The 20669-nt window shown below is 54.9% G+C and carries 20 protein-coding genes and 1 tRNA gene; 9 read left to right on the top strand and 12 right to left on the bottom strand.

Annotated elements, in window-relative coordinates:
* Positions 1-296: 296 nt before the first annotated feature.
* Complete coding sequence (locus EHN13_RS01560) at positions 297-749, top strand: YhcH/YjgK/YiaL family protein (RefSeq protein WP_008786059.1); 453 nt, start codon at positions 297-299, stop codon at positions 747-749.
* A gap of 48 nt (positions 750-797) precedes the next feature.
* Here the strand turns inward: EHN13_RS01560 and argF are convergent, their stop codons facing one another.
* On the bottom strand, positions 798-1802 hold the full coding sequence (gene argF / locus EHN13_RS01555) for an ornithine carbamoyltransferase (RefSeq protein WP_048212831.1): 1005 nt from the start codon (positions 1800-1802) through the stop codon (positions 798-800).
* Entirely contained in the window at positions 1772-1867 is a 96-nt protein-coding gene (argL, locus tag EHN13_RS24510) for a putative translational regulatory protein ArgL (protein ID WP_371414776.1), read from the bottom strand. The genes argF and argL overlap by 31 nt, the downstream gene beginning before the upstream one ends.
* A 98-nt stretch (positions 1868-1965) precedes the next feature.
* On the opposite strand from argL, the gene rraB reads away from it, so the two are divergent.
* From rraB to EHN13_RS01540, 3 genes are all read left to right on the top strand, one after another.
* A complete protein-coding gene (gene rraB / locus EHN13_RS01550; protein ID WP_003025845.1) occupies positions 1966-2391 on the top strand; it encodes a ribonuclease E inhibitor RraB in 426 nt (141 codons plus the stop codon).
* Between the two features lie 51 nt (positions 2392-2442).
* Complete coding sequence (gene miaE, locus EHN13_RS01545) at positions 2443-3201, top strand: tRNA isopentenyl-2-thiomethyl-A-37 hydroxylase MiaE (RefSeq protein WP_115643977.1); 759 nt, start codon at positions 2443-2445, stop codon at positions 3199-3201.
* A 166-nt stretch (positions 3202-3367) separates the two neighbouring features.
* Positions 3368-4198: a topoisomerase II gene (locus tag EHN13_RS01540; RefSeq protein WP_124020771.1), complete on the top strand. Its 831-nt coding sequence runs from the start codon at positions 3368-3370 to the stop codon at positions 4196-4198.
* 25 nt (positions 4199-4223) lie between these two features.
* Here EHN13_RS01540 and EHN13_RS01535 read toward each other — a convergent pair whose 3' ends face one another.
* The 4 genes from EHN13_RS01535 to pepA form a co-directional block, all read right to left on the bottom strand.
* Positions 4224-4727 (bottom strand): GNAT family N-acetyltransferase, encoded by a 504-nt coding sequence (locus EHN13_RS01535; protein WP_061067135.1) that lies wholly within the window; start codon positions 4725-4727, stop codon positions 4224-4226.
* Positions 4728-4946: 219 nt separating this feature from the next.
* Complete coding sequence (locus tag EHN13_RS01530) at positions 4947-7802, bottom strand: valine--tRNA ligase (protein WP_124020770.1); 2856 nt, start codon at positions 7800-7802, stop codon at positions 4947-4949.
* Positions 7802-8245 carry a DNA polymerase III subunit chi gene (holC, locus tag EHN13_RS01525; protein WP_048212826.1) on the bottom strand — a complete coding sequence of 148 codons (444 nt, stop codon included), beginning with the start codon at positions 8243-8245 and terminating at the stop codon, positions 7802-7804. Before holC ends, EHN13_RS01530 begins: the two co-directional genes overlap by 1 nt.
* A 195-nt stretch (positions 8246-8440) precedes the next feature.
* Entirely contained in the window at positions 8441-9952 is a 1512-nt protein-coding gene (gene pepA / locus EHN13_RS01520) for a leucyl aminopeptidase (protein WP_005134172.1), read from the bottom strand.
* A 153-nt stretch (positions 9953-10105) separates the two neighbouring features.
* Here pepA and EHN13_RS24180 point away from each other — a divergent pair, with 153 nt between their 5' ends.
* From EHN13_RS24180 to lptG, 3 genes are all read left to right on the top strand, one after another.
* Complete coding sequence (locus EHN13_RS24180) at positions 10106-10156, top strand: hypothetical protein (RefSeq protein WP_212723231.1); 51 nt, start codon at positions 10106-10108, stop codon at positions 10154-10156.
* Positions 10157-10218: 62 nt separating this feature from the next.
* Positions 10219-11319, top strand: a complete 1101-nt coding sequence (gene lptF / locus EHN13_RS01510) for an LPS export ABC transporter permease LptF (RefSeq protein WP_048212825.1) — start codon at positions 10219-10221, stop codon at positions 11317-11319.
* Positions 11319-12401, top strand: coding sequence for an LPS export ABC transporter permease LptG (gene lptG / locus EHN13_RS01505; RefSeq protein ID WP_048212824.1), 1083 nt, complete (start codon positions 11319-11321; stop codon positions 12399-12401). Before lptF ends, lptG begins: the two co-directional genes overlap by 1 nt.
* 106 nt (positions 12402-12507) lie before the next feature.
* Here lptG and EHN13_RS01500 read toward each other — a convergent pair whose 3' ends face one another.
* From EHN13_RS01500 to idnD, 5 genes are all read right to left on the bottom strand, one after another.
* Entirely contained in the window at positions 12508-14010 is a 1503-nt protein-coding gene (locus EHN13_RS01500; RefSeq protein WP_048213481.1) for a helicase HerA-like C-terminal domain-containing protein, read from the bottom strand.
* Positions 14011-14089: 79 nt separating this feature from the next.
* Positions 14090-15088 carry a DNA-binding transcriptional regulator IdnR gene (gene idnR / locus EHN13_RS01495; RefSeq protein WP_048212823.1) on the bottom strand — a complete coding sequence of 333 codons (999 nt, stop codon included), beginning with the start codon at positions 15086-15088 and terminating at the stop codon, positions 14090-14092.
* 52 nt (positions 15089-15140) lie between these two features.
* Positions 15141-16460 carry a gnt-II system L-idonate transporter gene (gene idnT, locus EHN13_RS01490; protein ID WP_124020769.1) on the bottom strand — a complete coding sequence of 440 codons (1320 nt, stop codon included), beginning with the start codon at positions 16458-16460 and terminating at the stop codon, positions 15141-15143.
* Positions 16461-16583: 123 nt separating this feature from the next.
* Positions 16584-17348, bottom strand: a complete 765-nt coding sequence (idnO, locus tag EHN13_RS01485) for a gluconate 5-dehydrogenase (protein WP_048212822.1) — start codon at positions 17346-17348, stop codon at positions 16584-16586.
* A gap of 11 nt (positions 17349-17359) precedes the next feature.
* On the bottom strand, positions 17360-18403 hold the full coding sequence (gene idnD, locus EHN13_RS01480; protein ID WP_101743090.1) for an L-idonate 5-dehydrogenase: 1044 nt from the start codon (positions 18401-18403) through the stop codon (positions 17360-17362).
* 217 nt (positions 18404-18620) lie between these two features.
* On the opposite strand from idnD, the gene idnK reads away from it, so the two are divergent.
* On the top strand, positions 18621-19142 hold the full coding sequence (gene idnK / locus EHN13_RS01475) for a gluconokinase (protein ID WP_048212820.1): 522 nt from the start codon (positions 18621-18623) through the stop codon (positions 19140-19142).
* Positions 19143-19172: 30 nt separating this feature from the next.
* Here idnK and ahr read toward each other — a convergent pair whose 3' ends face one another.
* Positions 19173-20192 carry an NADPH-dependent aldehyde reductase Ahr gene (ahr, locus tag EHN13_RS01470; RefSeq protein ID WP_003839634.1) on the bottom strand — a complete coding sequence of 340 codons (1020 nt, stop codon included), beginning with the start codon at positions 20190-20192 and terminating at the stop codon, positions 19173-19175.
* Positions 20193-20412: 220 nt separating this feature from the next.
* Here ahr and EHN13_RS01465 point away from each other — a divergent pair.
* Positions 20413-20497: transfer RNA gene (locus EHN13_RS01465), tRNA-Leu, on the top strand.
* The last annotated feature ends 172 nt before the right edge of the window (positions 20498-20669 follow it).

Genomic DNA, 20669 nt, shown 5'->3' with positions numbered 1-20669 from the left:
ATTTCAAAATAAATATGATGATGAAGAAGGATAGTGAAGGAGATGTGAACTGTGATCGATGGCTGGTTTTTCTAACAAAGTTTTTAAGAACAGTGGGTTACTGATTGGATTGAAAAAGGGTGGCCGAAATTTATGCAGAGTTTATGCATAACCTGTTGCTGAGAGTTAGCAATTATTTAACATCATCAGCGATAAACATGCGTTGACGCAAAATATCAGCAAATAGCAGTGGTATGGCAGGCGGTTTTTTCGTATAACAACAAAAATGAAACGTTGTTTTAATTAAGGGGTTTGAGATGATTGTCGGCAATATTCACAACCTGGATGCCTGGCTGCCGGAAGAGCTGCGTCAGGCAATTGAACACATTAAAGCGCATGTGACGGATGCGACGGAAAAAGGTAAGCACGACATTGACGGCGATCGCCTGTTTTATCTGATTGCCGAAGATATGACGGAGCCGTTTGCACAGCGCCGCGCCGAGTATCACGCCCGCTATCTGGATATTCAGATCCTGCTCAAAGGCCAGGAAGGAATGACCTTCAGCACGCAGCCTGCGGGCGCGCCGGAAACTGACTGGCTGGCGGATAAAGATATCGCCTTCCTGCCGGAAGGGGTACAGGAGAAAACGGTGGTGCTGAACGAAGGTGATTTCGTGGTGTTCTATCCGGGTGAAGTGCATAAACCGCTGTGCGCGGTCGGCGCTCCGGCACTGGTACGCAAAGCTGTGGTGAAAATGCGGGTAGCATAAGCGTGATTGCCGGGTGCGGCTGCGCCTTACCCGGCCTACGAAACATCATTATTTGGCAAGCGTTGCGACCATCACCGCTTTGATGGTGTGCATCCGGTTTTCCGCCTGATCAAATACGATACTGGCGGGTGATTCAAAGACCTCATCAGTCACTTCCATACCGCCGTGCAGACCATATTCCTGTGCCATTTGTTTTCCAAGCGTGGTTTGATCGTCATGAAACGCGGGCAGACAGTGCAGGAATTTCACCTGTGGATTGCCGGTCAACGCCATCATCGTGCTATTAACCTGGTACTTACGCAGCAGCGCAATACGTTCGGCCCACTTCTCTTTTGCTTCGCCCATTGATACCCAGACGTCGGTATAGATAAAGTCCGCACCTTTCACGCCCGCGGCGACATCTTCGGTCAGCGTAATATTGCCGCCGTTTTTCAGCGCCAGCGCTTTGCACTCCGCCACCAGGCTCTCTTCAGGCCAGCATGCCTGCGGCGCAACCAGGCGCAGATCCAGCCCGGTTAACGCAGCGGCTTCCAGCATGGAATTGCCCATATTGTTGCGGGCATCACCGGTGTAGACCAGAGTCATCTCATTAAACGCTTTACCCGGCAGGTGTTCCTGCATAGTTAACAGATCCGCCAGCAGCTGGGTGGGATGAAACTCGTTGGTTAATCCGTTCCACACTGGAACTCCGGCATATTCCGCCAGCGTCTCGACAATCTCCTGGCCGTGGCCCCGATACTGAATACCGTCGTACATGCGGCCGAGCACGCGGGCGGTGTCTTTGATCGACTCTTTATGGCCAATCTGGCTGCCGCTTGGCCCGAGATACGTCACGCGCGCGCCCTGATCGTATGCGGCAACTTCGAAAGAGCAACGGGTGCGGGTTGAGTCTTTTTCGAAGATGAGCGCGATGTTTTTACCGGTGAGTTTAGCGACCTCAGTACCGTTGTTCTTATCCGCCTTAAGCTGCGCGGCGAGCTGGAGCAGTGACGTGAGTTCAGCAGAGGTGAAATCAAGCAGTTTCAAAAAGTGCTTCTGATAAAACGCAGACATGGTTCCCTCACATGGCTTAGGCCATTTATTGAATTAAAATTCAATTTATATGGATGTTTATTCATTTGCAACCTTGTTTAACAAATCTTTCCTGGAAAGGTGGAGGCAATGACAGCGGTATGTGACAATAAGAGTATCGGCAGGACATTATGAGGAACGAGCCATGGCAAACCCGGAACTACTGGAAGAACAGCGTGAAGAAACGCGCTTGATTATTGAAGAGTTACTCGAAGATGGCAGCGATCCAGACGCGCTGTACACCATTGAGCATCACCTTTCCGCGGATGACTTCGAAACCCTGGAAAAAGCGGCAGTAGAAGCCTTCAAGCTGGGTTATGAAGTGACCGAGCCGGAAGAGCTGGAAGTGGAAGAAGGCGACACGGTTATTTGCTGTGACATCCTGAGCGAATGTGCACTGAATGCGGAGTTGATCGATGCTCAGGTTGAGCAGCTGATGAACCTGGCTGAAAAATATGATGTGGAATACGACGGTTGGGGCACCTATTTTGAAGACCCGAACGGCGAAGAAGGTGAAGACGGCGACGATGAAGATCTCGTCGACGAAGATGATGACGGCGTGCGTCACTAAGTCATCTACTGACCTGCGGTAGCCCAGGCTGCCGCAGGCCAAGGACAATGTATGGATTACCTGCAAATACTCTCCCCGATCCACAATTTCCTGCACTGTAAAACGCCCCAGGCCTGGCTTGATAAAGCGCGAGACCCGGCTAATCTGCCTCTGTTATTGACCGACCACCTCGTCTGTGAGCTGAAAGCAGCGCAAACGGCGATGCTGCTGGTGCGTAAGTATGTCGCAGATAAACAGGGATCTCAGGCGCTGCTGGACTGGCTGAAACCCTATGAAGCGTTTGCTTTCAGAGAAGGGGATGAGCCGGATTTTATCGCGCTGAATAAACAGATAAGCAAAAGCGTGATGCCGCAAACCGACGACCCGTGGGGACGCAAGCTTATCGACAGCATGGTTTTGCTGATCAAGGAAGAACTGCATCATTTCTGGCAGGTGCGTGAGGCGATGATGAGTCGCAACATTCCCTATATTAAGATTACCGCCAGCCGTTACGCCAAAGGCATGCTCAAAGAGGTGCGCACCCACGAGCCGCTGACGTTAATCGATAAACTGATTTGCGGGGCTTACATTGAGGCGCGTTCCTGTGAACGGTTCGCCGCGCTCGCACCGTATCTGGATGACGATTTGCAGGCGTTTTATTTGTCGCTGCTGCGCTCTGAAGCACGCCATTATCAGGATTACCTGGCGCTGGCGCAGCAGGTTTCTGCTGACGATATCAGTAGCCGGGTGCGATTCTTTGGTGAAGTGGAAGCATCGCTGATCCTGTCTCCAGATGATGAATTCCGCTTTCACAGCGGCGTTCCTGCTTAGCCTCCTTCTCTGACGCGCGGCAGACATTTCCGCGCGGTTTAACCCTTCCTGTTGCTTGTTAGCAAAATCTGGTGGCTGGCAATCGCTTGCTGCTGCCGTAATAATCAAAACGCGCGAAGGGGAAATATATCCCCAGAACAGAGACGATTTATCATAAGGATGGTTAATGAACTGGGCACACGTATTGTTGGCGGGTTATATCGGGGCGGTGATTGCTATCGTCGTCGGCATGTTTCGCAAAAAAGGCTGGCTGGGTAAGGTCTCCGGCGCGGTGGTTTTTGTGGTGGCGATTGTTGCGTGGAATTTGTTTGATGTGCACTACCTGATCCCACGCGAAAGCCCGGATTATGGTCTGACGGATGCGCAGAAATTTGAAAACGCGATGCTGTCCATGCCTGTTTATCAGGTGCTTAAGGAGCAGGAGCCAGCGCTGTGGCAGAACATCCTCACCCAGGCAACGCAGCTGAAGGAGGCGGGGAAAAGCGAGCAACAGATTATCGACGCTATTCAGCCGCAGATCCTACAGGTACAGATGGCGCGTTTGCAGCAGGCGCCTGATGCCAACGTGATCGAGTATATGAAGATTAATCTCGAGCAGATTGCCGCGGTGGCAAAAGTGGGCAATGACGAATGTTTTCGCTTTTTGTTCCCGGCTGTGAAAGGCGGGATTAACCCGGTGCGTATTATTCCGCGCGAGCTCATGAACCGTCGTATGGCCAGCGACATGAGTATGATGCACGCGGCTTATGGCCCGAACAAACATACGGTTACGACCGAGGAAAAACAGCTGGCTCTGCAGGATTTACAAGCGATCAGCCCCGGACTGGTGCAACGCTATGGGGATGATATTCAGATTATGGCCGACCCGAATAAAGGGATCGGCAAAGAGAAGATCGCCTGTGAGATTGTGCAGGATCTCTGGACGCAGGTGCTGAAGCTGCCAACCGCTCGCGCGGCTGGTGTTATTCGACTGATGCTCTCAGCCGAAATGCAGTAAAGCAGAAATGCTCCTTTGCCTGACGTCAGAGGGGCTTTAACATCCTGACTTCGCAATCGACGTGGCCGGTGCAGCCGAGCGCCTCACTGATGTGCTCAAACCCTAAATGTTCATACAGACGAATAGCTTCAGTCAGAAACGCGGTGGTTTCCAGATAGCACTGCTTAAAACCCTGCTCGCGGGCATGTTCAAGCGCCATCAGCGCCAGTTTTTTCGCCAGCCCCTGACCGCGCGCGCTTGAGAGGAAGTACATCTTTTGCAGTTCGCAAATGTCCGGTTCGCTACACCCTAATGGCGCAACGCCGCCGCCGCCCACGACTTCACCGTTTAGCTCAACCACCCAATAAGCCGCGCCCGGCTGGCTGTACACCTGGAACAGCTCATCCAGATTGGGGTCGGCAACCGTGTAGCCTTTATCGGCGGTCAGGCCGTGTTCGGCGGAGACCTGGCGGATAACGTTGGCAATCGCGGCGTTATCATCGGCAGAAATTCGACGCAGCGTCGCCGCGACGGAGGTTATGGCACTCATAGCGAACTCATGACAAAAAAGTGGGACATATGCAGTTAATACCACTGCGGTGAGGGGAAGCGCAAGCGAGGATAATTCAAGAAAAAGCCTCTGAGCGAGAACGCCAGAGGCTTTTATCGTCTGTGGTGTCGGATGCGCTACGCTTATCCGACCTACGTTGACGGTGCCCGTAGGCCGGAAAAGCGCAAGCGCCATCCGGCAAACGTATGGGCACGATTTTTACAGCGCGGCGATAACTGCCTGCTGCTCAATCAGCTTCGCTTTGGCTTCTGCGTAACCGTCCAGCTTCTCACGCTCTTTGGCGATGACCGCTTCAGGGGCGCGAGCAACGAAACCTTCGTTGGAGAGCTTGCCTTCGATACGGGCAATCTCACCTTCGATTTTCGCCACTTCTTTCGCCAGACGCGCCAGTTCATCTTCTTTGTTGATGAGACCTGCCATTGGGATCAGCAGCTCGGCGCCGTCGATGATTTTGGTCACCGAAACCGGACCTTTATCATCGGCAGGCAGCACGGTGATGCTTTCCAGACGCGCCAGGTTCAGCAGGAAGCTCTTGTTGTCGTTTACACGACGCATTGCATCCGCGCTGCAACCACGCAGCAACAGCTCCAGCGGTTTGCCTGGGGCAATGTTCATTTCCGCGCGGATGTTACGTACGGCAACGATCGCCTGCTTCAGCCATTCGGTATCAGCCAGTGCCGCTTCATCAACCTGAGCCGCGTTATATTCCGGGAACGGCTGCAGCATGATGGTATCTGCGGTGTTGCCACAAATCACTTTCACGCGCTGCCAGATGGTTTCGGTAATGAATGGAATGATCGGGTGCGCCAGGCGCAGCAGGCCTTCCAGCACGGTCACCAGCGTATTACGGGTGCCGCGCAGTTCAGCATCAGTTCCTCCGGTCATTACCGGCTTGGTCAGCTCCAGATACCAGTCGCAGAACTGGTTCCAGGTGAACTCGTACAGAATGCCCGCGGCGATATCGAAGCGGAAGTTATCCAGCGCTTCGCGGTACGCTTTGATGGTCTGGTTGAATTCAGCGAGGATCCAGCGGTCGGCCAGAGACAGGGTCATTTCGCCGCCGTTGAAGCCGCAATCATTTCCTTCAGTGTTCATCAGCACGAAGCGGCTGGCGTTCCACAGCTTGTTACAGAAGTTACGGTAACCTTCCAGACGCTTCATATCCCAGTTGATGTCGCGGCCGGTAGAGGCCAGCGCCGCCAGGGTGAAACGCAGGGCGTCGGTGCCGTGTGGCTCGATGCCGTTCGGGAATTGCTTCTCGGTACGTTTGGCAATCTTCTCAGCCAACTGCGGCTGCATCATGTTGCCGGTGCGTTTCTCCAGCAGCTCCGGCAGCGAGATACCGTCGACCATATCCAGCGGGTCAATCACGTTGCCCTTAGATTTGGACATCTTCTGGCCTTCGTCGTCACGGATCAGACCGGTCATGTAGACGGTCTTGAACGGAACCTGCGGCTTACCGTTTTCATCTTTGATGAAGTGCATGGTCATCATGATCATGCGGGCAATCCAGAAGAAGATAATGTCGAAGCCGGAAACCATCACGCTGGTTGGGTGGAACTGACGCAGCGCGTCGGTGTTTTCCGGCCAGCCGAGGGTAGAGAAGGTCCACAGCGCGGAGGAGAACCAGGTATCCAGAACGTCTTCGTCCTGACGAAGCGCAACGTCGGCGCCGAGGTTGTTTTCCTGACGCACTTCGTCTTCGGTACGGCCAACGTAGACGTTGCCCGCTTCGTCGTACCATGCCGGGATTCGGTGACCCCACCACAGCTGACGGGAGATACACCAGTCCTGAATATCGCGCATCCAGGAGAAGTACATGTTTTCGTACTGCTTCGGTACGAACTGAATGTCGCCGTTCTCAACCGCTTCAACCGCCGGTTTTGCCAGCACGTCGGCACGGACGTACCACTGGTCGGTCAGCATCGGTTCGATAACCACGCCGCCACGGTCGCCGTAAGGAACGGTCAGATCGTGAGGTTTGATCTCTTCCAGCAGGCCCAGCGCATCAATGGCAGCGACGATCGCTTTACGCGCGGCAAAGCGTTCCAGCTTCTGGAATTCAGCCGGGATAGCGTTGGAGTAAACGTCGGACTCTTCACCTTTGGTGTCGTACACTTCCGCGGTTTCACGGATGTCACCGTCAAAGGTCAGAATGTTGATCATCGGCAGGCCGTGACGTTTCCCGACTTCGTAGTCGTTAAAGTCGTGTGCCGGGGTGATCTTCACGCAGCCGGTACCTTTTTCCATATCGGCGTGTTCATCACCGACGATCGGAATACGGCGGTCAACCAGCGGCAGCATGACGAATTTGCCGATCAGATCTTTATAACGTGGATCTTCCGGGTTCACGGCCACGCCGGTGTCGCCCAGAATGGTTTCCGGACGGGTGGTCGCCACGACCAGGTAATCTTTACCGTCTGCGGTTTTCGCGCCGTCGGCCAGCGGATAGCGGATGTGCCACATGGAGCCTTTAGACTCGCGGTTTTCCACTTCCAGGTCAGAAATAGCGGTGCGCAGTTTCGGGTCCCAGTTGACCAGACGCTTGCCACGGTAAATCAGGTCTTCTTTGTACAGGCGAACGAAGACTTCTTTCACGGCATTGGAAAGGCCTTCGTCCATGGTGAAGCGCTCGCGCTCCCAGTCAACGGAGTTGCCGAGACGGCGCATCTGACGGGTAATGGTGCCGCCGGATTCCGCTTTCCACTGCCAAATTTTGTCGATAAACGCTTCGCGACCGTAGTCGTGACGGGTTTTACCTTCTTCAGCGGCAATCTTACGTTCAACCACCATCTGGGTTGCGATACCCGCGTGGTCGGTACCGGCCTGCCACAGGGTGTTTTTGCCCTGCATGCGCTGGTAGCGAATCATGGTATCCATGATGGTTTGCTGGAAAGCATGACCCATATGCAAACTGCCGGTGACGTTCGGCGGCGGGATCATGATGCAGAAGGACTCTTTGCTTTCATCGCCGTTAGGTTTGAAATAGCCCTGCTTTTCCCAGTGCTCGTAAAGCGGCTGTTCGATATCTTGTGGGTTGTATGTCTTTTCCATTATTTCCAGGTTGCCGTATTCAGGTTAAAACCAGCCACGCGGTAAGCTTTGTAGCGATCGCGTGCCGATTGTTTCAAAGAATCTTCGTAAGGAACGAAGTCTATCACTTCTGTGAAAGCGGTGGCAAAATCTGCAAAGCCAACGCGTAAACTGATAAGCAGGTCGCGCGGGCTGCTGTTGCGTTTTTCCGGCCAGGCAATCTCTACCGGGGCGCCGCCTCTGGGGCCTTCACCCGCCAGATTATGTGGAACAAAGCTTTCTGCCGGTCTTGCCCACAGGGCTTCATCCAGTCGCAGAGCCTGCTTTTCGTTTTCACAGGCGATCAGCACACGCTTGCCAGCCCGCCAACGTTCTGCGGCAATTTCACACACCAGTTGTTCAACGGCGCTGAGGCCGTCGATGGTGTTGTCATTGTCCAGAATATAAAAGGTCGCATTCCTCATATCTATACCCGTCGTCTTTCAAGTTGCCTCATTGTTGGCTGCTGCCTTCACGCACCCCAGTCACATAGTAAACTATGCTCCTGGGGATTTGCTCAGTTGCCGCCGCGATGCAACTCGAAATCCATAGGGTATAGAATTCTTATTGCTCGATCTTGTAGGCCGGAAAAGCGCAGCGCCATCCGGCAATCATGCAAACTACTCTTCGCCGTTAAAACCGGCACGATTGAGCAGGAACTGCGACAGCAGCGCCACCGGACGACCAGTTGCGCCTTTGGCTTTCCCGGAACGCCATGCGGTGCCGGCGATGTCCAGGTGCGCCCAGTTATACTTACGGGTAAAGCGCGACAGGAAGCAGCCTGCGGTAATGGCTCCACCAGGACGTCCGCCAATGTTCGCCATATCCGCAAAGTTGGACTCCAGCTGTTCCTGGAACTCATCACCCAGCGGCAGACGCCATGCGCGATCGCCAGCCTGCTCGGACGCGCCGATCAGCTCATGCGCCAGCGGGTTGTGGTTCGACATCAGGCCGGTGATGTGATGGCCCAGCGCAATCACGCACGCGCCGGTCAGGGTCGCAACGTCAATCACCGCTTCCGGCTCAAAGCGTTCGACGTAGGTTAACACGTCGCACAGCACCAGACGGCCTTCGGCGTCAGTATTGAGCACTTCAACGGTCTGACCAGACATGGTGGTCAGCACATCGCCCGGGCGATACGCGCGGCCACCCGGCATGTTTTCGCAGCCCGCCAGTACGCCGACGACGTTGATGGGCAGTTGAAGCTCGGCCACCATGCGCATTACGCCGTACACTGCCGCCGCGCCGCACATGTCGTACTTCATCTCATCCATGCCTTCGGCTGGTTTGATGGAGATACCGCCGGAGTCGAAGGTTAACCCTTTACCGACCAGCACAATCGGACGCGCGTCTTCGGACGGATTGCCTTTGTACTCGATGACCGACATCAGTGACTCGTTCTGCGAGCCGTGGCCGACGGCGAGATAAGAGTGCATACCCAGCTCTTTCATCTGCTGCTCGCCGATCACGCGGGTCACAACATTTTTGCTGTAGCTGTCTGCCAGCTGACGCGCCTGAGAAGCCAGATAGGCGGCGTTACAAATATTTGGCGGCATATTGCCGAGATCTTTCGCCGCTTTAATACCGGCAGCAATGGCCAGGCCGTGCTGGATAGCACGCTCGCCGCTGGTCAGCTCACGGCGGGTCGGTACGTTGAAGACCATTTTACGCAGCGGGCGGCGCGGCTCGCTTTTGTTGGTCTTCAACTGGTCAAAGCTGTACAGCGTTTCCTGGGCCGTCTCAACGGCCTGGCGCACTTTCCAGTAGTTATTGCGTCCTTTGACGTGCAGCTCAGTCAGGAAGCAGACGGCTTCCATTGAGCCAGTATCATTCAGCGTATTGATGGTTTTCTGAATGACCTGCTTGTACTGGCGCTCATCAAGTTCACGCTCTTTGCCACAACCAATGAGGAGAATTCGCTCAGACAGAACGTTAGGAACATGGTGCAGCAACAGGGTTTGACCCGGTTTGCCTTCCAGTTCGCCACGACGCAGCAGTGCGCTGATGTACCCGTCGCTGATCTTGTCGAGCTGCTCTGCAATCGGAGAGAGGCGGCGTGGTTCAAAGACACCCACGACGATGCACGCACTCCGCTGTTTCTCCGGGCTACCGCTTTTTACACTGAACTCCATGCACTACGCTCCTGAATCTTAAAGACAACAGCGGTGGCTACGGATAGAATTGCAAGCTTTCGTAACTCATACCCGCTGTTGCGGTGACTTCGTGTTAATCTTAACGTTATTACGGCATTGGCACGTCAGAACAATTTCTGAGAGGTGGATCCGTTGAGTATAATGATCTTAGCGACGATTTCGACGACTCAAGAGAATAAATGACGTTTAAGCCATGAAACAAGCTAAATTCCGGCAAAAGACGGGTTTTTACGGGCGTATTTAAAGTGATAATCATAAGATATCTGGTTCGGGAAACGCTCAAAAGCCAACTTGCGATCCTATTCATCCTGCTTTTGATCTTCTTTTGTCAAAAGTTAGTCAGGATCCTGGGTGCGGCTGTTGACGGTGATATCCCGGCGAATCTGGTGCTCTCGCTGCTGGGGCTGGGCGTGCCAGAAATGGCGCAACTTATCTTGCCCTTAAGCCTCTTCCTTGGGCTGCTAATGACGCTGGGCAAACTGTATACCGAAAGTGAAATTACGGTCATGCACGCCTGCGGGCTGAGCAAGGCTGTGCTGGTAAAAGCGGCGATGGTGCTGGCGTTGTTTACCAGTATCGTTGCGGCAGTCAACGTAATGTGGGCCGGGCCGTGGTCCTCCCGGCATCAGGATGAAGTGCTGGCGGAAGCAAAAGCGAACCCCGGCATGGCGGCGCTTGCTCAAGGGCAATTCCAGCAGGCAACGAACGGCAGTTCGGTGTTGTTTATCGAAAGTGTTGATGGTAGCAGCTTCAAAGATGTGTTCCTCGCGCAAATCCGCCCGAAAGGTAACGCCCGTCCTTCGGTGGTTGTGGCTGATTCCGGACATCTGACTCAGTTGCGTGACGGCTCTCAGGTCGTGGTGCTGAACAAAGGTACGCGTTTTGAAGGGACCGCGCTGCTGCGCGATTTCCGCATTACCGATTTCCAGGACTACCAGGCGATTATCGGCCATCAGGCCGTGGCGCTGGATCCCAATGATACCGACCAGATGGATATGCGCACACTGTGGAATACCGACAACGCTCGGGCCCGTGCGGAGCTGCACTGGCGTATCACATTGGTATTCACCGTATTTATGATGGCGCTGATGGTTGTCCCGCTGAGCGTGGTTAACCCGCGTCAGGGTCGCGTGCTGTCCATGCTGCCAGCCATGCTGCTCTATTTGCTGTTCTTCCTGGTGCAGACGTCGCTGAAGTCGAACGGTGGCAAAGGTAAACTGGATCCGGTGTTCTGGATGTGGGTGGTAAACCTGGCCTATCTGGCGCTGGCGATTGTGCTTAACCTCTGGGATACGGTGCCGATGCGCCGCTTGCGTGCCCGTTTTATGCGTAAAGGAGCGGTATAATGCAGCCCTTTGGTGTACTTGACCGCTATATCGGTAAAACCATTTTTACCACCATCATGATGACGTTGTTCATGCTGGTGTCGCTCTCCGGGATCATCAAGTTTGTCGACCAGCTGAAAAAAGCCGGGCAGGGGAGCTACGATGCGATGGGCGCCGGGCTGTATACCCTGCTCAGCGCACCGAAAGATATCCAGATCTTCTTCCCGATGGCGGCGCTGCTGGGTGCGTTGTTAGGGCTGGGCATGTTGGCCCAGCGCAGTGAACTGGTGGTGATGCAGGCTTCCGGCTTTACCCGTATGCAGGTAGCGTTGTCGGTGATGAAAACCGCGATTCCGCTGGTGCTGCTGACGATGGCCATCGGGGAATGGGTGGCGCCGCAGGGTGAACAGATGGCGCGTAACTACCGTGCGCAGCAGATGTACGGCGGCTCGCTGCTCTCTACCCAGCAAGGACTGTGGGCGAAAGATGGCGACAGCTTTGTTTACATCGAGCGAGTGAAAGGGGACGCCGAATTAGGCGGAATCAGCATTTACGCCTTTAACGACAAGCGTCGTTTGCAGTCCGTTCGCTATGCCGCCAGCGCGACGTTTGACCCGGAGCAGAAGGTCTGGCGTTTGTCGCAGGTGGATGAGTCCAACCTGACCGACCCGAAACAAATCACCGGTTCGCAGACGGTGAGCGGCACCTGGAAAACCAACCTTACGCCCGACAAGCTCGGCGTCGTGGCGTTGGATCCTGACGCGCTGTCGATTAGTGGTCTGCATAATTACGTGAAGTACCTGAAGTCGAGCGGCCAGGACGCCGGACGCTACCAGCTCAATATGTGGAGCAAAGTGTTCCAGCCGCTGTCAGTGGCGGTCATGATGCTGATGGCGCTGTCATTTATCTTCGGCCCGCTGCGTAGCGTGCCGATGGGTGTGCGTGTGGTGACGGGGATTAGCTTCGGTTTTGTGTTCTATGTGCTGGACCAAATCTTTGGCCCGCTGACGCTGGTGTACGGCATTCCGCCGATTATCGGCGCGCTGCTGCCAAGTGCCAGCTTCCTGCTGATTAGTCTGTGGCTGATGCTGCGTAGGTCGTAATCACAGTAAAGCGCAGTGCCTGATGGCGCTGCGCTTATCAGGCCTACCCTGGACCTGTAGGCCGGATAAGGCGTTTACGCCGCCATCCGGCACAGTAACACGGACACTAGCGTTTTCTCCCGCCCATCAAACTCCCCAACATGCCGCGGATTATCTGATTAGTGACCTGTCGCGCCGCGCTTTTCGCCACGCTCTGTACCACGCCATCGCGCTTGCCGCCGCGCGGTCCTGTACTGCCAAACAAAATATCCTTCAACCCACCGAGAATACCGTCGTCAACCTCGACCGCTTTACCGTTGGCGGGAGGCGTATTTTGCTGCCCGGTGCTGGCTTGCACGCCTTGCTGTAAACGCTCATAGGCGGATTCGCGGTCGACCTCTTCCTCATATTTTCCGTACAGCGAAGAGTGATTAATCAGCCCGTTGCGCTCATCGTCCGTCACCGGCCCCATGCGGGAGCAGGGCGCAATCACCATTGCCCGCTCCACCACCGACGGGCTGCCTTTGGCGTCCAGGAACGACACCAGCGCCTCGCCGGTGCCCAGCTCCTGAATAGCTTTCTCGGTATCAAACGCCGGGTTGGCGCGCATGGTTTGCGCCGCGCTTTTCACCGCTTTCTGATCTTTCGGCGTGAACGCGCGCAGGGCGTGCTGCACGCGGTTACCCAACTGGCCAAGCACGTTGTCCGGAATATCCGACGGGTTTTGCGAGACGAACCACACACCGACCCCTTTCGAGCGGATCAGGCGGATCACCTGTTCGATTTTATCCAGCAGCACCTGCGGGGCGTCGTTGAACAGCAGATGCGCTTCATCAAAGAAGAACACCAGTTTTGGTTTTTCCAGATCGCCTGCTTCCGGCAGCTGTTCGTACAGTTCGGAGAGCATCCACAGCAGGCTGGCGGCGTACAGTTTGGGCATCTGGTAGAGCTTCTCGGCGCTGAGGATGTTGATCATCCCTTTGCCGCTGGCGTCGGTTCGCATCCAGTCTTTGATATCCAGCATCGGTTCGCCAAAGAAGTGCGCCGCGCCCTGTTGTTCCAGTGACAACAGTCCGCGCTGGATAGCGCCCACCGAGGCGCTACTGATGTTGCCGTACTGGTTCTGGAACGATTTAGCGTTATCGCCGATGTACTGCGTAATGGCCCGCAGATCTTTGAAATCCAGCAGCAACAGACCCTGGTCATCGGCAATACGGAAGATAATATCCAGCACGCCGGACTGCACGTCGTTGAGATTCAGCAGACGAGCCAGCAGCAGCGGCCCGAGATCAGATACCGTGGCCCGCACCGGGTGACCCTTTTCGCCAAAGATATCCCATACCGTGACCGGATTGGCATGCGGTTGCCAGTCGGTAATGCCGATGTTTTTCAGGCGGGCGAGCAGCTTTTCAGAGGATTGGCCTTCCTCGGCTACGCCGGTTAAGTCACCTTTCACATCGGCCATAAATACCGGTACGCCAATCCCGGACAGCGATTCGGCAAGCTTTTGTAACGTGACGGTTTTACCGGTTCCGGTCGCGCCGGTAATCAGCCCGTGACGGTTGGCCATGCCTGGCAGTAAAAACAGTTCGGTGTCCGGCGTGCGGGCAATTAGCAGGGGTGCGCTCATTGAGATTTCCTCCATTTATCCTGCCTGGAGTATAGGCAATGTCCATCAAAGAGAGTATGCGATGGCGAGAGAAAATGACTTAAAGCGTATTGCCGTGATAAATCTGATACCCAAGATCCACGGTGTTGTGGTTATGGTCGTTGTTCTTGATTTTGCTCAGCAACATCTGCGCCGCCATGCGGCCAATGTCAAAACGCGGGGTGATCACGCTGGCGAGGCTTGGGATCATCTGCCTGCCCATTTCCAGCCCGTGAAAACCGGCAATTGAGATCTGTTCCGGAACGGCCAGCTCGCGCTCGCGGCACAGCAGCAGCGCGCCCATCGCAATATCGTCGTTGGTGCAAAACACGCCGTCTACATCCGGATGCGCAGCCAGCGCGTCCCGCATCATCTGGGTGCCAAGATGAATGGACGAAATAGCGCGCGGATTGACGCGCAGCGGCACCAGACCCCGACGCGTCATGGCATCGCAGTAGCCGCGATAGCGTTGTTCATCGCGGACGTCGTCTTTCGAACCGAGATAGAGGATTTTGCGCCGCTGACGTTTATCCAGCATGGTGCTGACCATATCAAACGCCGCCTGACGGTTATCGAAACCTACTTCCATGTCCAGACGATCGCCCTGAATATCCATCAGCTCGACCACCGGAATGTTGGCTGAACGCAGAAATTTAACTGTGCGCAGAGTGTGATATTTCTCGGACAAAATAATGCCGTCGATATTGTACGACAGCAGGTTAATCACCGACTCTTCCTCTGATTCCCGGTCGTAATTGTAGTTGGCGATCAGCGTCTGATAGTTATGGTCCGAGGTGACTGACTCAATACCGGCCAGAATATCTGCGAACAACTGGTTTTGAAACGAGGGGATCAGCACGCCGAGCGTGTAGCTTTGCGCGTTCAGCAGCATCGCGGGCGCGCGGTTGGGGATGTAATTAATCTCCTCCATAATCTGCGCGATGCGTTCACCGGTTTCCTTTGCGACCTTTTTCGGCGAGCGAATGTAGCGGCTCACCGTCATTTTGGTCACGCCCGCCAGCGTGGCGATGTCTTGCAAAGAAATTCTGTGGTTCCTCATTTTCTCTCCAGTGCCGGGGAGCGCAGACCTGTGCTCCCCGGTGATGACCGGCTTAATGCAGGATGGCGTTCAGCGCCAGAACCCCCAGCAGACCCATAATGGAAATCAGCGTCTCCATTACCGTCCATGTGCGCAACGTTTCCCCCACGCTGAGATTAAAATAGCCTTTAAACAGCCAAAATCCCGGATCGTTAACGTGGGAGGCAATCACGCTGCCCGCGCCGGTAGCCAGCACCATCAGCGCCGGATCGGCATGCGTGACGTTGATAATCGGCAGCACCACGCCTGCGGTGGTGATCGCCGCGACGGTGGCTGAACCAAGCGCGATGCGCAGCAAGGCGGCAACCGTCCAGCACATCAGCAATGGAGAAAGCGACGTGCCGGTCATCAGGTGCGAGATATATTGCCCCACGCCGCTGTCGACCAGAACCTGCTTAAACGCACCGCCCCCGGCGATGATAAACACAATCATCGCGATTGCGCCGATAGAGTCGCCAATGATATCCATAATTTGCTCGATCGTACGCCCGTTACGTCGACCAAGGGTAAAAATGGCGAGCACGATAGCAATAAACAACGCGACCGCAGGGTTACCGATAAACTCAAAGAACACCCGCACGCTGTTGGTCTTTGGCAGCGTAATTTCGCACACGGCGGCGACCGCCATCAGTATGACCGGGATAACCGCCGCAAAGATACTGTTCCAGAACGACGGCATCTCTTCTTCGGTGAACAGATGCGGGTTGAATAACCCTTCCGGCGGCGCTTTCTCAAAGCGGGTCAGCAGCTTAGAAAACAGCGGCCCGGCGACAATCACCGTCGGGATAGTAATAATAAAGCCGTACAGCAGGGTGGTGCCGAGATTGGCCTCAAAAATGGTGGCAATCGCGGTCGGCCCCGGATGCGGCGGCAGAAAACAGTGGGTCACGGACAGCGCGGCGACCATCGGTACGCCAACATACAGCAGCGGCAGGCCGGACGAGGCCACCACCGTAAACACCAGCGGCAGCAGCAGAACAAAGCCGACTTCAAAAAACATTGCCAGACCGACCACCAGACCGGTGATCACCAGCGCCCACTGCACGCGCTTTTGACCGAATGTGCCAATCAGCGTGGTGGCGATGCGCTGAGCCGCGCCGGTATCGGAAATCAGCTTGCCGAGCATTGCGCCGAAGCCGAGGATCATCGCCAGCCCGCCAAGCGTGCCACCGATCCCGTTTTGTATTGAGTGCAGAACGGCCTGTGCATCCATCCCTTCGGCAAAACCAACGACCGCCGCCACCAGGACCAGAGCAATAAAGCCGTTAACTTTAAAGCCAATCATCAGGACCAGGAGCAGCGCGACGCCTGCCGCAATTATTATTAATGGCATAATCGTTTCTCTTATATCCCCGTCATCCTTCAAGCTGCAGGTGTGTTGGCTGTAACTCGAATTATTCAGGGGGGAGCCAAAAATGCAGCGCCTGGGCGCTGCGTGATGTTGCGTTGTGTGGTATCAGACGGCGACCAGCATGCCGCCATCGACAAACAACAGGTGCCCGTTAACAAAATCGGATGCTTTAGAAGAGAGGAATACCGCCGCGCCGATCAGCTCCTGCGGATCGCCCCAGCGCGCGGCTGGCGTACGTTTGCACAGCCAGGAGGTGAAGGCTTCATCCTCTACCAGCGCTTTGGTCATTTCGGTTTTGAAGTAGCCCGGCGCGATCCCGTTGACCTGGATATTGTGGCGTGCCAGCTCAACACACATCCCGCGGGTAAGCATTTTCACCGCGCCTTTCGAGGCGGCATACGGCGTGATGGTGTCGCGGCCCAGTTCGCTCTGCATGGAGCAGATGTTGATGACCTTCCCGGCCTGACGTTCCACCATGCGACGCGTTACCGCCTGGGAGACCAGGAATACCGCCGTCTGGTTCACGGCAATCACATCGTTCCAGTCCTGCTCCGGGAACTCGGTAAACGGATGGCGACGCTGGATACCGGCGTTATTCACCAGCACATCAATTTGGCCAATGTCTTTTTCGATATGGTCGATGGCGGCATCAATGTCTTGTTTATGCGTAACATTGAACGGCGCGGCCACGGCGCGGATCCCTTCCTGCTGCAGTTTGGCGACGGCGGCCTCCGCGCGCTCCGGCGTAATGTCATTGACGATAATCTGCGCGCCATATTTACCCAGCCCGGTCGCCAGTAAATAACCAATACCCTGGGCCGAACCGGTGATCAGAATATTTTTGCCGTCCAGTGAAAAAAGATCGTTCATCATGCTATTCCTTATTTTATGTCTTCGAAAACGAGCTGGACCTTCGCCGCCTGGGTTTTATCCCCGGCGAAGATCAGCGCCTGTTCGAGGTCGGTAAACGGATATTCGGCGCTGAGTAACGGCAGCGGATCGATAACGTTATTCGCCAGCCACGACACTGCGGTGTTGAACTCGGTGGTAAAGCGGAACGAACCTTTGAGCGCGATCTCTTTGCCGATCAGCATCATCATCGGGAAGTCCGGCACCGCGCCGCCCATGCCGACCTGCACCATCACGCCTTTCGCGCGGGTCACTTCCAGACAGGTGGTGATTGAGGACGGGTGACCAGAGACTTCAAAGCTGACGTCGAAGTAGCCTTTCTCTTTTTTCCACGCGTCGAGCGAGTCCTGCTGCGGGTTAATCAGCGTATCGGCACCCATCTGTTGCGCCAGCGAGAGCGAGCGCGGGCTGATATCCGCACAGACGATTTCTGCCGCGCCGAGCGTTTTTACCGCGCTGACGATGAGGCAGCCGATAGGCCCAACGCCGGAGATAAACACGCGCTTGCCCTGCAGGTCGCCCGCTTCATGCGCGGCGTGGATCGCGACCGCCAACGGTTCGGCAAAGGCCATGACTTTTTCATCGGCCTCTTGAGGGTAGGGGATGCACTGCGCAGTATCGACGGTTTTAAACTGAGTAAAGCCGCCGTCGACGTGGGGAAAATACATGGCGCTGCCAAAAAAACGCATTTCCGTACACTGGTTTTCTTCATGCTGCAGACAGTATTTGCAGTGACCGCAGGGCTTCGACGGATTAATTGCCACCGACTGACCTTCATGTAATTCTGTTGAATCGCTGTGCACTACTTTACCAATAACTTCATGGCCTAAAATCATCGGCGCTTTAACGGTAAAATTACCAACTTTGCCTTCCTGATAATAATGTAAATCGGAACCACAAATTCCCCCGCGGGTAATTTGTACCAGCGTTCCTTTATTATTCCATTCTATATTTTGGTCGGTAATGGCAACAGTTTTCTTACCCGCGACAACGCAGGATTGGGTTTTGACTTGCATAAATGCCTCACTGGTCAGGTAGTAACCTCGGCAGCATTTAAACGGTTTTAATTGTTATTATTTGTGATGCAGATCACGCTGAGAAATTGTTACACTACAATGTTACGCATAACGTGATGCGCCCTGTAAATCTGCTCAGTCGCGGCGAAAAAAGGTGAATTCTGCAATGTGGAAGGCGTAGTATCGCGCCATGGAATATGAATCTGGAGTTTTTTCAATGGCCGGGGAAAGTTATATTTTGATGGGCGTTTCGGGAAGCGGTAAATCTTTAATTGGCAGCAAAATTGCCGCAATGTTATCGGCTAAATTCATTGATGGCGACGATCTCCATCCCGCTAAAAATATTGATAAAATGTCTGACGGTATTCCATTAACCGATGAAGACCGACTGCCGTGGCTAGCGCGATTAAATGACGCCTCATACAGTTTATATAAAAAGAACGAGACCGGGTTTATTGTTTGCTCGTCATTAAAAAAACAGTACCGCGATATATTGCGTCAGGGCAGCCCGAATGTGCATTTTCTGTGGCTGGACGGCGACTACGAGACTATTCTGGCGCGCATGCAGCGTCGGGCAGGGCATTTTATGCCAGTGGGATTACTCAAAAGCCAGTTCGACGCGCTGGAGTGCCCGCAGGACGATGAGAAAGATATTGCCCGCATCGACGTGAACCATGACATTGAGCATGTGACGGAACAGTGCCGCCAGGCGGTGCTCGCGTTTCGTAACGGGCAATAAGCCCAGTCCCTTGCGGGACTGAGCCCGGCATCAGAAGTCGGCTTTCAGCACCACGCGGTAGCGGGCCTTGCCGTCACGCACGTGCTGGATTGCTTCGTTAATTTGCGACATCGGGTACAGCTCGGTGGTAGGCGACACCTTGCTGCGACCGGCAAACTTCATCAGCTTGCGCAGCTCGAATGGCGTCCCGGTCGCCGAACCGGAGATGCTGCGATCTCCGGCAATTAAGGTAAATGCCGGCACCGGCAGCGGCTTCAGCACCGCGCCGACGGTATGGAAGTTTCCGCCGTAAGCCAACGCTTCAAAATAGGGCTGCCAGTCGAGATCGACGTTAACCGTGTTAATGATGAGATCGAACTGGCCCGCCAGCGCTTTTAGCGCATCCGGATCGCGGCTGTTGACCACCTTATCCGCCCCCATCGCCAGCACTTCCTGCTCTTTCGCCGGATTGGAGCTGAATGCGGTCACTTCGCAGCCCATCGCGTGTAACAGCTTAATGGCGATATGCCCCAGGCCGCCGATACCGATCACCCCGACGCGGCTGGTGGCGGTGATATGGTGCATCAGCAGCGGTTTGAACACGGTGATACCGCCGCACAGCAAGGGGCCAGCCGCCGCCAGATCAATGCTCTCCGGTAGCGGGATCACCCACTGCCAGTCGGCTCGCAGCTTCTCGGCAAAGCCGCCGCGATTGAGAATAGTAGGAACGGACCCTTCCAGGCAGTTAATCTGATTACCGCTGATACAGGCGTCACAATGTCCGCAGCTGCGCGCCGTCCAGCCAATACCGACGCGCTGACCAACCTTCAGACCCTTATCCTGCGCCGCGCTGCCGAGCGCTGCCACGCGACCAATCACTTCATGCCCGGCAACCAGCGGATACTGAGAGAATCCCCATTCGTTGTCGATCATCGACAAATCGGAATGGCAGATACCGCAGTAATCGACCTGGACTTCGACATCTTCCGGCTTGAGCTCGCCCGCATCATATTCATAGAGTTCGAGTTCGCTGCCCGCCGCTTTTGCGGCGTAGCTTTTTATCATCGACATCGTGTTTCCCTCAGTGTGGTGTTGAACTGGAAGTGTAGAGCATGGGGAAACGGGACGCTTCGCAGAAGGGGGGATTAAGAAGCGGGTAAACTGTGATGAGGGTTGCAGCTAAGAAAGGTAATGCTGAAATTTTCAACACTTAGCAGGCCAGACACACGCTGGCGCTTGCATGGTGGCGCACGACAGGTATAATCCACAACGTTTTCCGCATCCCTTCCGTGCCGGAGTGGCGAAATCGGTAGACGCAGTTGATTCAAAATCAACCGTAGAAATACGTGCCGGTTCGAGTCCGGCCTTCGGCACCATCGGAACATCAATAGACGTCAACGGACGTCTTTTTTTGTGCCTGAAATCCAGTATCCGCAAGGCTTTCCTCGCTTTTTCACTCAACCTAAGTCAACCTGATTCAGACATCAGGAACGTAACTCTGTACGTGTGGTTTGCATCCATAAGGCTGGGTATCTTGGCGAACATAGG

It is taken from the genome of Citrobacter youngae (assembly GCF_003818115.1).
Lineage (GTDB): Bacteria > Pseudomonadota > Gammaproteobacteria > Enterobacterales > Enterobacteriaceae > Citrobacter > Citrobacter youngae.
This window is presented reverse-complemented; position numbering and strand designations above follow the sequence as displayed.

Coding starts and splice junctions, on each gene's coding strand:
- idnK (WP_048212820.1), top strand. CDS start 18,621: ATGGCCGGGGAAAGTTATATTTTGATGGGCGTTTCGGGAAGCGGTAAA.
- ahr (WP_003839634.1), bottom strand. CDS start 20,192: ATGTCGATGATAAAAAGCTACGCCGCAAAAGCGGCGGGCAGCGAACTC.
- idnT (WP_124020769.1), bottom strand. CDS start 16,460: ATGCCATTAATAATAATTGCGGCAGGCGTCGCGCTGCTCCTGGTCCTG.
- lptG (WP_048212824.1), top strand. CDS start 11,319: ATGCAGCCCTTTGGTGTACTTGACCGCTATATCGGTAAAACCATTTTT.
- EHN13_RS01560 (WP_008786059.1), top strand. CDS start 297: ATGATTGTCGGCAATATTCACAACCTGGATGCCTGGCTGCCGGAAGAG.
- EHN13_RS01535 (WP_061067135.1), bottom strand. CDS start 4,727: ATGAGTGCCATAACCTCCGTCGCGGCGACGCTGCGTCGAATTTCTGCC.
- argF (WP_048212831.1), bottom strand. CDS start 1,802: ATGTCTGCGTTTTATCAGAAGCACTTTTTGAAACTGCTTGATTTCACC.
- EHN13_RS01530 (WP_124020770.1), bottom strand. CDS start 7,802: ATGGAAAAGACATACAACCCACAAGATATCGAACAGCCGCTTTACGAG.
- miaE (WP_115643977.1), top strand. CDS start 2,443: ATGGATTACCTGCAAATACTCTCCCCGATCCACAATTTCCTGCACTGT.
- holC (WP_048212826.1), bottom strand. CDS start 8,245: ATGAGGAATGCGACCTTTTATATTCTGGACAATGACAACACCATCGAC.
- idnD (WP_101743090.1), bottom strand. CDS start 18,403: ATGCAAGTCAAAACCCAATCCTGCGTTGTCGCGGGTAAGAAAACTGTT.
- pepA (WP_005134172.1), bottom strand. CDS start 9,952: ATGGAGTTCAGTGTAAAAAGCGGTAGCCCGGAGAAACAGCGGAGTGCG.
- EHN13_RS01500 (WP_048213481.1), bottom strand. CDS start 14,010: ATGAGCGCACCCCTGCTAATTGCCCGCACGCCGGACACCGAACTGTTT.
- idnO (WP_048212822.1), bottom strand. CDS start 17,348: ATGAACGATCTTTTTTCACTGGACGGCAAAAATATTCTGATCACCGGT.
- argL (WP_371414776.1), bottom strand. CDS start 1,867: ATGAATAAACATCCATATAAATTGAATTTTAATTCAATAAATGGCCTA.
- EHN13_RS01540 (WP_124020771.1), top strand. CDS start 3,368: ATGAACTGGGCACACGTATTGTTGGCGGGTTATATCGGGGCGGTGATT.
- rraB (WP_003025845.1), top strand. CDS start 1,966: ATGGCAAACCCGGAACTACTGGAAGAACAGCGTGAAGAAACGCGCTTG.
- idnR (WP_048212823.1), bottom strand. CDS start 15,088: ATGAGGAACCACAGAATTTCTTTGCAAGACATCGCCACGCTGGCGGGC.